8 protein-coding genes are annotated in these 11617 nt (G+C 75.1%); 1 reads left to right on the forward strand and 7 read right to left on the reverse strand.

Going from position 1 to position 11617, the window contains the following annotated elements; genetic code table 11:
• Positions 1–52: 52 nt before the first annotated feature.
• From SJY06_RS10825 to SJY06_RS10855, 7 genes are all read right to left on the reverse strand, one after another.
• Complete coding sequence (locus tag SJY06_RS10825; protein ID WP_380167410.1) at positions 53–1540, reverse strand: DUF222 domain-containing protein; 1488 nt, start codon at positions 1538–1540, stop codon at positions 53–55.
• Positions 1541–1601: 61 nt separating this feature from the next.
• The gene (locus SJY06_RS10830) at positions 1602–3752 is read right to left on the reverse strand and encodes a methyl-accepting chemotaxis protein (protein ID WP_380167412.1); all 2151 of its coding nucleotides are present in this window, start codon (positions 3750–3752) and stop codon (positions 1602–1604) included.
• A gap of 32 nt (positions 3753–3784) precedes the next feature.
• Positions 3785–4426: a Maf family protein gene (locus tag SJY06_RS10835; RefSeq protein WP_380167414.1), complete on the reverse strand. Its 642-nt coding sequence runs from the start codon at positions 4424–4426 to the stop codon at positions 3785–3787.
• Complete coding sequence (locus tag SJY06_RS10840) at positions 4423–6354, reverse strand: DUF885 domain-containing protein (protein WP_380167416.1); 1932 nt, start codon at positions 6352–6354, stop codon at positions 4423–4425. The genes SJY06_RS10835 and SJY06_RS10840 overlap by 4 nt, the downstream gene beginning before the upstream one ends.
• Positions 6351–7079 carry a PspA/IM30 family protein gene (locus SJY06_RS10845; protein WP_380167418.1) on the reverse strand — a complete coding sequence of 243 codons (729 nt, stop codon included), beginning with the start codon at positions 7077–7079 and terminating at the stop codon, positions 6351–6353. Before SJY06_RS10845 ends, SJY06_RS10840 begins: the two co-directional genes overlap by 4 nt.
• Before the next feature lie 62 nt (positions 7080–7141).
• On the reverse strand, positions 7142–9163 hold the full coding sequence (locus SJY06_RS10850; RefSeq protein ID WP_380167420.1) for a TPM domain-containing protein: 2022 nt from the start codon (positions 9161–9163) through the stop codon (positions 7142–7144).
• 97 nt (positions 9164–9260) lie between these two features.
• Positions 9261–10841 (reverse strand): acyl-CoA carboxylase subunit beta, encoded by a 1581-nt coding sequence (locus tag SJY06_RS10855; RefSeq protein WP_380169697.1) that lies wholly within the window; start codon positions 10839–10841, stop codon positions 9261–9263.
• A gap of 112 nt (positions 10842–10953) precedes the next feature.
• On the opposite strand from SJY06_RS10855, the gene SJY06_RS10860 reads away from it, so the two are divergent.
• Positions 10954–11595 carry a TetR family transcriptional regulator gene (locus tag SJY06_RS10860; RefSeq protein WP_380167422.1) on the forward strand — a complete coding sequence of 214 codons (642 nt, stop codon included), beginning with the start codon at positions 10954–10956 and terminating at the stop codon, positions 11593–11595.
• Positions 11596–11617: the final 22 nt, after the last annotated feature.

Raw genomic sequence — 11617 nt, forward strand, 5'->3', positions numbered from 1 at the left:
CACCGACCCGCCGGGCCGACCAGCGCAGGACGATCGGACACGTCGCGTCCGCTCAGGCGGCGTGGCGGGTGCGTCGGGCTCGTTGGTGCCAGGCGGGGCGGGGTTGTCGACATCGGTCGACCCAACCGGGTGGGGTGGTCCACACCTGACCCTCGTGGTCCATGGTGACGGCCCAGGTGCCGGCGTGGACGGCGGTGTGGTGGGCGGGGCAGAGCAGGCAGAGGTTGCACAGGTCGGTGGGTCCGCCGTCGGCCCAGTGGGTGATGTGGTGGGCGTCGCAGGCCTGAGGCGGGGCGGTGCAGCCGGGGACGACGCAGCCGCCGTCGCGCACGGCCAGCGCGCGGCGTTGGGCGAGGCTGGCCAGACGCACTGTGCGGCCGAGTTGCAGAGGGGCCTCGGTGGGGGAGAGGACCAGGCGTTGCAGCACGGCGTCGCAGGCCAGGGTGCGGGCGGCCCAGGTCGGGACGGGGCCGCCGCCTTCGACCTCCGGCAGGCCGACGACCAGGGTCCGGTCGGTCGTCGTGGCCCGTCGGGTCCGCTGCTGCTCGAGCTGCTGGAGCTGGTCGAGGGTCATGGTGAGCACGACCCGGGGTCGTTCGCCGCGGTGCGGGTCCTGGACGCCGAGGGCGACCTGGACGAGGTGACCGAGCGCGTCGGCACGGCGCTGCCGGGGCTGACGGCGGTCCGGCTGTCCGGGGGCCTGGCAGTCCGCGCCCCAGCCATCGGCCTGCTCCCCGCGAAGCAGGCCGAGGTCCGGGTCCGCCGGGTCGGTCCCCGTCCGGTCGGTCCCCGCCTGAGGCGTGCCGGCGGCCTCGGGCGCGGACCAGCGTTGCAGGGCGGTGCGCAGGGCGGCACCGGCGACGGGATCGAGCTGGAACCGCCCGACCGTCATGCCGGTCGCGTCGGTGGCCAGGTCGAGGAAGCGGCGTTCGTGGGAGCGCTCGTCGTGGCGGTCCTCTCGGGCGGGGACCAGGCTGGCGAGCAGGTGCTTCGCGGCGACGTCGACGTCGGTGGGCGTCCCGGCCTCGGTGGCGAGCAGGAGGTAGTCGACGGCCCGTTCGGCGCAGCCGGGCTGCTGGAGCACGGTGGTAGGGATCTTCTCGAGGCAGCGGACGGCGGTGTCGACGTGAGCGCGCGAGACGTCGCCGCGGGCCAGCAGGACGGCGAACGGGTGCAGGGGTGTGTCGGGGGCGGTGGCGCGGGCTGCGGCGACGTCGCTGCGGGCCTGCCCGGCGCTGATGAGGCACGCGGTGCGCAGGAACCCTTCGGGGGTGGTCGCGACGGGGGAGGCCTCGGCGACACCGCGGGTGTCGACCTCGCGGACCAGACGCAGGTGGGCCTCGTCCAGGCCGGCGCGGACCCGGGCCAGGTCGCCGACCGCGGCCAGGACGGCGCGGTCGGTGCTCTGCCAGAGCGCGCCGTCGCCGAGCTGGGCCCGCAGCGTCGACACGGCGTCACGGACGGCGTCGACGGCCTGCAGCAGGGGCGTGCCGGAGACGTCGGTCTGCTCGTCCCCTGCCGCGCCGGCCCCCCAGGTCATGCCGGCAGTCTATCGAACACATGTTCGAACGACAACCCCCTGGACCGTCAGGACCAGGGTCCTACCGGCGCCCGTGGACCACGGCCTCCAGCTCGTCCGAGGTGGTGGTCATCCCCGCTGCGGCGCGCGCGACCTCGTCCGAGACCTGGGTGGTGCGCACGGCCAGGGCCGCGACCGCATCGACCTCGGCGGCGATCCGGTCCGAGGCGTGCGCGATCCGGGCCGCGGCCTCGGCCACGTGGGCCATGGCCGTCGACTGCTCGGCCAGGGCGGAGTCCACGGCCTTCTGGCTGTCGCTCAGCTCGTGCGTCCCCTCGGCCTGCTCGTGCGTGGCGGAGGTGATGACCTGCTGCAGGTCGCGGATGCGGCTGACGGTCTCCTGGATGCGGGCCATGGACTCCTTGGCCTCGGCCATCTCCGTACGCATGGCCTCGACGCTGCCCTGGATGCTGAGGCTCGCGGTGCCCGACTGCTCGGCGAGCTGCTTGACGTCGGTGGCCACCACGGCGAACCCGCGGCCGGCCTCCCCGGCGCGGGCGGCCTCGATGCCGGCGTTGAGCGCGAGCAGCTTGGTCTGCGCCGCTATGCCCGAGATGGCGTCGACGCTGACCGCGACCTGGTCCCCGGCGCGGTCGAGCCGGTCGACGACCTCGCTGGTGGCCCGCGCGGCGGCGTCGGCGGCCTCGGCGATGGTGCTGACCTCCACCGCGGACCGGCGCACCTGCTCGACGTTGCTGGACAGCCGCTGCACCACGTCGGCCAGCGGGGTGCGGGCCCGGGTGATCTCGGCGTTGGCGCTGGTCAGCTGCTCGACGGCCGCCGCGGTGGCCTCGGCGTCGCCACGGACCTCGCCCGCGGAGCCCGAGACGGACCGGGCCCGCTCCGCGGTGTCCCGAGAGGCCACGGCCAGGTCCCGGCTGGCGCCCGTCATGCCACCCGTGCGCCCACCCGTGCCGGTGGCGCCGTGCTCCTCGCCGTGGGCCAGCCGCCCGACGGCGCGGGCGGCCGCGGCGACCGGCCGGGTCGCCCGCCCGGCCAGGTGGGCCCCGACCCCGACGGCGACCAGGGCCGACACCAGGGCGGCCAGGGCGATGGCCCCGAACGTCTGTCGCTCCACGGCGGCCAGGCGCTCGGCGGTGGCGGCGAAGTCGTCGTGCGACACGACGCTGACCACGGCCCAGTCCCACGGCGCGTAGTACGAGTAGCCGACCGTCACGGTCTCGGTACCGCCGCCGGGCGCGTCACGCTCCAGGGTCACGACCTCGGCCTCGCCCTCGGTCAGCTCGGGGGCCCGCTCCAGCACCGGCGCCAACCACGGCTGCCCGTCGGCGTCGAGCTCCGCCTCCAGGGCCGACGTACCGACCGCCGCGGAGTCGGCCGCCAGGTCGTACACCCCGGCGCGGGTGCCGGCGGTGCCCACCACGAACGTCTCGCCCCGCTCGCCCAGGGCGGCCTGCAGCACCGCGTCGGACAGCTCGGGGACGGCCTGCTGCTGGATGCCGACGTACAGGGCGCCGACCACGACGCCGTCGGCGACGATCGGCTGGTAGGCCGACTCGAACCACGCGTTCACGACGAAGGCGTTGCCCAGGTAGGTCTCCTGCGCCAGCAGGGCCGCGACCACCGGGTTGGCGGTGCCGTCGGCGCCCGCGGCCGGGATGTACGTGCCGATGGCCCGGGTGTCCTCGGCCGTGCGGACGCTGGTGGCCACGCGCAGCATGTCGCCCTGCTCGTTCATGCGCTGGAACAGCGTCACGGTCGCCCCGGTCAGGGCGTTCACGTCGTCGATGACCGGGACCCGGTCGTCGAAGCTGGTGGTGGGGCGCAGCCAGGTGTCGCCGACCAGCACCTGCGGCAGGCTCACCGCGGTCTCCTCGCGCGACAGCTGGTCGATCGCGGTCCAAGCCACCGGGGTGGCGCCGGTCGACGTGCCGCCCGCGCGCGCCAGCTGGTCCTCCGCGACCCGCAGCGCGGTGGTGATCTCGCCGCTGGTCTTCTGCCCGACCGCGCTGACGGTGCCGTAGAGGGCCTCGGCGCTCGCGCGGGCGCGCTCGGTGATGAACGCCTCGCTCTCCTGCTGGGCCACGTCCGAGGCGCGCGCGGACTGCGTCACGGTCACGGTCGCGACGGCGCCGGTGGACACCGCCACCGCCACCAGGCAGATGACGACGACGCGGGCGCGCAGGGAACGACGACGGTCAGGAGCGGTCATACCCCCACGCATCGGCCGCTGCGGCCAGGACCTTAGTCCTGGTCGGCGACCTGCCACAGGTCGCTCCACCGGACGCCCACCTGGCCCAGCAGCCGGCGCAGCGTGGGCAGGCCCACGCCGACCACGGCGTGGGGGTCGCCCTCGACGCCCTCGACGAAGGCGCCGCCCAGCCCGTCCAGGGTGAACGCGCCCGCCACCTGCAGCGGCTCGCCCGTGGCGACGTAGGCGGCGACCTCGTGGTCGTCGAGGTCGGCGAAGCGGACCCCGGTGCTGCTCAGCTCGCCCACGCTGGCCCCGGTGCCCCCGTTCCCGGCCGTGCGGGTGTCGACGAGCCAGTGCCCCGTCCGCAGCACCCCGCTGCGCCCGCGCATCGCGCGCCACCGCTCGACGGCGTCCGCCGCGTCGCGCGGCCGGCCGTGGGCGACCCCGTCGAGGTCGAGCACCGAGTCGCAGCCCAGGACCAGGACGTCCTCGACGTGCCGGGCGACGTCCTCGGCCTTGGCCCGGGCCAGCAGCAGCGCGACCTCGGACGGGTCGCTGACGCCGTACGCCGCGACCACGGCGTCCTCGTCGACCTCGCTGACCCTGACCTGCGGTCGGACGCCCGCCGAGCGCAGGGTCGTCAGACGGGCGGGGGAGCGCGAGGCCAGCAGCAGCGCGGGGGCGGGGCTCATGCCAGCGCCCGGCGCAGCGTGTCCAGGCCCACCGAGCCCAGGTCGAGCGCGCGACGGTGCCACGCGGGCAGGTCGAAGGCGGCACCCTCGCGGGCCCGGGCCTCCTCGCGCAGCTGCAGCCACGTGCGCTCGCCGACCTTGTACGACGGGGCCTGACCCGGGTGGCCCAGGTAGCGGTCCAGCTCGAAGCGCAGCGTCGCCTCGGGCTCCGGCACGTTGCCCGTCAGGTAGGCCCACGCCTTGTCGTAGGTCCAGGCCCCGCCGCCAGCGGCCGCCGGCGCCTCGAAGCCGCAGTGGACGCCGATGTCGAGCACGACGCGCACCGAGCGCAGCAGCTGCGAGGCCACCAGTCCCAGCCGGTCGCCCGGGTCGTCGAGGAACCCCAGCTCGGCCATCAGCTGCTCGGCGTACAGCGCCCAGCCCTCGCCGTGGCCCGACACCCACACGCCCAGGCGGCGGTAGCGGTTCAGCGTGTCCGCCCGGAGCACGGTCTGGCCGAGCTGGAGGTGGTGGCCCGGGACGCCCTCGTGGTAGACGGTCGTGCGCTGCTGCCAGGTGCTGAACGAGGTCATCCCCTTGGGCACCGACCACCACATCGACCCGGCGCGGCTCAGGTCCTCGCTGGGGGCGGTGTAGTACACGACGCCGGTGCTGGTCGGGGCGATCCGGCAGTCCAGCGTGCGGATGGCGTCCGGCACGTCGAAGTGGGTCCCCGCGAGGGCGGTGACGGCCTCGTCCGAGGTCGCCTGCATCCAGTCGCGGAAGGCCTCCGCGCCGTGGACGAGCCGGGCGGGGTCGTGCTCGAGCAGCTCGACGGCCTCGTCGATCCCGGTGGCGCCCAGCCGGCGGGCCACCGCGGCCCCCTCGGCTCGCAGTCGCTCGACCTCGGAGATCCCCCAGGCGTAGGTCTCGCGCAGGTCGACCTCGGCGCCCAGGTAGTACTGCAGCCGCAGGGCGTACCGCTCCTCGCCCACGGCGTCCGCGTCGGTGGCCGCGGCCAGCAGGTCGGAGCGGAGCGCGTCGGCCAGCTCCGCGTAGGCGCCGGACGCTCCGAGGGCGGCCTCGTCCAGCTCGTCCAGCAGCTCCTCCGGCAGCGGCTCCGCCCCCGGCCCCGGGGCGACGCGGGCCCGGGTGGCGGTGGCCAGGAAGAACCCGTCGGGGCCGACGTTGTCGTCGCACTGCGCCGCGCAGGCCAGCACCTGGCGGCGGGCGGCGGGCCGGCCCTGCGCGGCGGAGTCCCGCAGCGCGGACAGGTAGCCGGTCACGGCCTCGGGCACGGCCCGCAGCCGCTCGGCGAGGACCGCCCAGTCCGCCTCGTCGGCGGTGGGCATCAGGTCGAAGACCTCGCGGATGCCCTGCACGGGGGAGCCGAGCACGTCCAGGGCGCGGGCGTGCTCACCGGTCTCGCCCATCCGGACCTGCACCTGCGCGCGCTCGCGGACGACGTCCGCGGTGACCACGTCGGTCGCGTCCGTGGGCTCGATGCCCTCCAGCCGGCGCAGCACGTCGCGGTACAGGCCCGTCCGCTCGGCCACCCCGGTCACGGAGTGGTCGGTCAGCCGGTGGTCGTGCCCGGCGAGCCCGGACTGGGTGGCGGACTCCGGGTCGAGGGCGGCCTGGGCGTCCAGGAGCTCCTCGGCGAGGATGTCGACGGGCGTCGGGCGGCGGGTCGGGTCACTCACCCGCGCAACGTAGCCGACGCCCCGCCCCAGCCCGCGGGCCGTCCGCCGCCGCCCCTGACCAGCGTCGCCGGGGCGCCCCAGAAGCCCTGGGGCGCGGGCCCCGCCCCCCGGGCCGGCGGCCTGCGCGGCGCCGGCCCGGGAGAGCAGCACGGTGACCAGCGCCGCCAGCTCGCGGTCGTCGGGTCGTCCGGAGACGACCTGGACCACGGGCGGCGGCACCTCGGTCGGGCCGGTGGGCTCGCTCACGCCCCGGCCGGGGGCTGGCCGGACTTGAGCGCGGCGAGCCGGGACTCGACCTCGATGGTGGTGCCGGCGTCCTCGAGCTCGGCGAACTGGTTGTCCAGGCTGGACGCGGCCAGCTCGGCGTTGCCCAGCGCGCGGGCCTCCTCGCGCCGGATCTTGTCCTCGAAGCGGCTCAGCTCGCTGGTCGGGTCGGCCAGGTTGATGCTCTTGATCGAGTCGTGCATCTGGTTCTGCGCCGAGGCGATCTTCTGCCGCGACACCAGCTGGTCGCGCTTGGACTTGAGCTCGGTGAGCTTGCCCTTCATGCCCTCCAGGCCGGTGCGCAGCTTGTCGACCACGGCCTGCTGGGAGGTGATCTGGGTGGACAGGCCGGACGCGTCGCCCTCGGCCTTGATCTGGCGCTCGATGGCGATCTTGGCCAGGTTGTCCAGGCGGTCGGCCTCGGACGCGTTGCCCTGGGTGCGCAGCTGGTCGGCGCGGCCGCTGGCGGCGATCGCCTTGCTGCCCCAGTCGCGCGCGGCCGCAGCGTCCTCGTCCCGGTCGGCCTCCATGAGCCGCAGGTTGCCGATGGTCTGGGCCACCGCCTGCTCGGCCTCGGTGATGTTCGCGGTGTAGTCGCGGATCATCTGGTCGAGCATCTTCTGCGGGTCCTCGGCGTTGTCGATGGCCGAGTTGATGTTGGCCCGGGCCAGCTGGGCGATGCGACCGAAGATGGACTGCTGGGACATGTGCTCTCCTCCGTTGGTGTGACTGGACCTGCCGTACCCGTTCCGGTTCCGGCCTGCTGCGCCTAGAAGTCGCCGCCGAAGCCGCCGCCGTCGCCGAACCCGCCGCCGCCGAAGCCCCCGCCGAAGCCGCCGCCGCCGAAGCCGCCACCGCCCCCTCCCCAGGAGCCGCCGCCCCCGCCGCCGCCCCCGCCCAGCACGCTGCCGAGCAGGACGCCCAGGGCCATGGTGCCGACGTCGACCCCGCCCTGGCGGCGCTGGCCGCCGGTGAACGGGCCGCGGTAGTCGTCGTCGGGGTCGGAGTACCGGTCGACCTCGCGGCGGGCGTCCAGCAGGGCCTGGTCGGCCTCGGCGTCCGCGGCGCGGGCGGCCTGCAGCGCGGCCACCGGGTCGCTGCCGCCCTGCTGCTCGGCCGTGGTCAGCAGGTTCCGGGCGTGCGCGGCGCGCGTGCGCGGGCCGTTGCCGACCGCCCCGCGGCGCGTGGCGATGAACCGCTCGACCTCCTCGACGTCCGCGCGGGCCGCGGCGACGGCGTGCTGCAGCGCGGCCGCGGCCTGGGCCCGGGTCCGGCCCGCCTCGGACGTGGCCTCCAGCGCCTTGTCGAGGCCGGCGTCGGCGGCCTCGACCCGGCGCAGCACGCCCAGCGGGTCACCGCCCTGACCGGCCGCGAGGTGGGCCTCGGCCTCGGCCACGGCGGCCCGGGCCCGACCGGCCGCACCGGCGAGGTCGTCGTTGCCGCCGCGGGCCAGCACGGCGTCGGCCTGGGCCAGGTCGGCGCGCAGGTCGGCGGCCGCACCGGGCAGCTGGACGACGGCCTCGTGGATGTGGCGCTCGATGTCCTGCACGGCCTGCGCCTGGTCCTCGGCGCGGGCCAGGGCGGCCTCCGCCTCGTGGGCGGCCAGCGCCCCCTCGCCGGCGGTGCCCGCGTCGATCTGCTCGCGCGCCTGCACCAGCCGCTGCTCGGCGAAGTCGACGAGCTCGCGGGCGTGGCGGACGTTGTCGCGCACCGGCTCCACGGCGGCCGCGGCGTAGCCGGTCGACAGCCCCACCAACGTGCGCTCGGCGGCGTCGATGCGGCTGCGGACCGTGCCGGTCCGGGTGCCGAGGGCGGGCAGCAGGGTGGGCAGGGAGCGCTCGAGGTCACGCAGCCGGGTCATGGACTCCGCCTGCGACTGCAGGGCCTCGTCGGCCTCCTGCGTGCGGCTCAGCACCGTGACGAGCAGACGGCGCCGCTCGACCTCCGGCACCTCGCCGGCGGTCAGGCGCTCGTCCAGCTGGTGACGGGCCTCGAACGCCTGCGTCAGCGACGCCTTGGCGGTGGCCAGCGCCTGCTGGAACTCCTCGGTGCCGTCCTCGCCGAACTGCGCGCGGGCGAAGGCGAGCTCCTGCTCGGACTCGCGCAGCGCCTCGTCGCCGGCCAGCAGGGCCGAGCCGGCCCGTTGCTCGAGCTCGGGCGTCGGCAGGGTCTCCCAGCCGGTCTGCCCCCGGCGCTCGGCCACCACGTGCGCCGGCAGGGCCGGCTTGCGCCGGTTGGCCACGGCCAGCAGGCCGAGGATCACCACCAGCCCGATGACGCCGATGACCACGAACACCAGGATGGTGCCCAACCCGCTACCTCCGTCGCTGTCGCTGTCGCTGTCCTGCTGGACCGTGCCGCCCGCGGTGCCGCCGTCGGCCTGCACCACCTCGATGAGCTGGTCGCCCGCCGCCTCCACCGCACCGTTCCAGTCCTCGTCCGACAGCGACGCGCGCGCCGCATCCGTGACGTCCTGGACCTCGGCCACGCTGATGTTCCCCGGCGGCTCGAACCAGAACCCGCGCTCACCCTGCTCGCCCACCGGCTGGACCGCCATCACGGCGTCCGAGGGGCCGAGGCCGGACAGCTCGCCGGTCTCCAGGACCCAGGCCTCGGGCTCCATGCCGTCGAAGTCGTCCACGAACACGACGTACAGGTCGACGCCGGCCTCGTCCGCGACGTCCGCGACGACGGCCTCGGCCGCCGGCACGTCGAGCAGGCCGGTGGAGTCCCGGACGGACTCCGTCAACGGCGTCGGTGGTTCCGCGGGGATCCCCCTGAGCGCACTCACGCGACCGATCCTCCCAGCACGACGAACCAACGTCGCTGGGGGTGCCTGTAGTGCCCGAGGGCGTCCCGAAGGCCCCGTCGACGTCCGGCGCGGACCGTCACAGCGGGATGTTGCCGTGCTTCTTGGGGGGCAGGGTCTCGCGCTTGGTGCGCAGCAGCCGCAGCGCCTTCGTGATCTCGACCCGGGTCGCCGACGGCTCGACCACGGCGTCCACGTAGCCCCGCTCGGCCGCGACGTAGGGGTTGGCCAGGGTGTCCTCGTACTCGGTGATCTTCTGCGCCCGGACGGCGTCGACGTCCTCGCCGTTCGCCGCAGCCTCGGCCAGCACGTTGCGGTAGAGGATGTTGGCCGCGCCCTGCGCGCCCATCACCGCGATCTGCGCCGTGGGCCAGGCCAGGTTGAGGTCCGCACCCAGGTGCTTGGAGCCCATGACGCAGTACGCCCCGCCGTAGGCCTTGCGCGTGATGACGGTAAGCAGCGGCACCGTGGCCTCGGCGTAGGCGTACAGCAGCTTGGCGCCGCGGCGGATGATGCCGTTCCACTCCTGGTCGGTGCCGGGCAGGAACCCGGGCACGTCGACGAAGGTCAGCACCGGCACGTTGAACGCGTCGCAGGTGCGCACGAACCGGGCCGCCTTCTCGCTGGCGTCGATGTCCAGCGTGCCGGCCAGCTGCATCGGCTGGTTGGCGACGATGCCGACCGGGTGCCCGTCGACCCGGGCGAAGCCGCACAGGATGTTGGGGGCGAACAGCGGCTGCGTCTCCAGGAAGTGCCCGTCGTCGACCACCGTCTCGATGACCGTGTGCATGTCGTAGGGCTGGTTGGCCGAGTCCGGCACCAGCGTGTCGAGCACCAGGTCCTCGTCGCGACGCTCCGTCGCGGCGGGGTCGTCGGCCGGCTCGGCCACCGGCGGGGTCTCGAGGTTGTTGGCCGGCAGGAACGACAGCAGGTCCTTGACGTACTCGATCGCGTCGTCCTCGTCGGTGCCCATGTAGTGGGCGTTGCCGGAGCGGCTGTTGTGGGTGCGCGCGCCCCCCAGCTCCTCCATGCCGACGTCCTCACCCGTGACGGTCTTGATCACGTCCGGGCCGGTGATGAACATGTGCGAGGTCTGGTCGACCATGACGGTGAAGTCGGTGATGGCGGGGGAGTAGACCGCCCCGCCGGCGCACGGGCCGAGCACCAGGCTGATCTGGGGCACGACGCCCGAGGCGTGGACGTTGCGGCGGAAGATCTCGGCGTACAGGCCCAGCGCGACGACGCCCTCCTGGATCCGGGCGCCGCCGGAGTCGTTGATGCCGACGACGGGGCAGCCGACCCGGGCGGCCAGGTCCATGACCTTGACGATCTTCTCGCCGAAGACCTGGCCGAGGCTGCCGCCGAACACGGTGAAGTCCTGGGCGAACACGCACACCTGACGCCCGTCGACCGTGCCGTAGCCGGTGACCACGCCGTCGCCGTAGGGCCGGTTGGCCTCCATTCCGAAGGTGGTGCTGCGGTGCCGCGCCAGCTCGTCCAGCTCGGTGAACGAGCCCGGGTCCAGCAGGGCGTCGATGCGCTCGCGGGCCGTCTTCTTGCCCTTGGCGTGCTGCTTGTCCACCGCCCGGGCCGAGCCGGCGTGGGTCGCCTCCTCCGTGCGTCGCCGCAGGTCGGCGAGCTTGCCCGCCGTGGTGTGGATGTCCGGGTCCCCGGTGGTCGCACCGGTGTCCGGACCCGTGGTCGGGACCGTGGTGGTGGCTTCGTCGCGCTGCACGAGGACGGAGCCTAGCGAGGGCTGGGACCATCGGGGCGTGAGCAGCAGGGCGCCCGGACGGCGCGGGCGACGCACGGACGGTTCGGACACCCGCGCGGAGATCGTCGCCGCCGCCGGGGAGGAGTTCGGCGAGAAGGGGTTCCACGGCGCGTCGCTGCGGGGCATCGCGCGGCGGGCGGGGGTCGACCCGGCGCTGGTCCACCACTACTTCGACGGCAAGGAGGACCTGTTCGTCGCGGTCGTGGGCCTGCCGGCCCGCCCGGCCGACGTCGTGGCCCGCGTGCTCGCCGCCGGACGGGAGGGCGCCGCGGAGCAGCTGGTGCTCACGCTGCTGTCGGTGTGGGGGGAGCTGGCGGCCCGGCGACGGCTGGTCGCTCTGCTCGCGGCCCTGACCGGCTCCGAGCTCACGCGCCGGACGCTGCGGGAGTTCGTCCTCGCCCAGCTGCTGCTCCCGATCGCCGAAGGGTTCGGCGTCGACCAGCCCCACCGTCGCGCCTCGCTGGTGGCCTCGCAGGTGGTCGGGCTGGGCGTGGCGCGGTACGTGGTCGCCATCGAGCCGCTGGCCGGTGCCCCGGTGTCCCAGGTCGTGGCCGACGTGGCGCCCACCGTTCACCGGTACCTGTTCGACCCCCTGCCGGAACCCACGGAACCTCCCCCCGACGTCGCCCCCGACGGGTGACACGCCCGCACGACCCTTGACC

Origin of the sequence: Jannaschia sp. R86511, assembly GCF_042466345.1 — a bacterium.
Taxonomy (GTDB): Bacteria; Actinomycetota; Actinomycetes; order Actinomycetales; family JBBAYJ01; genus Aquipuribacter.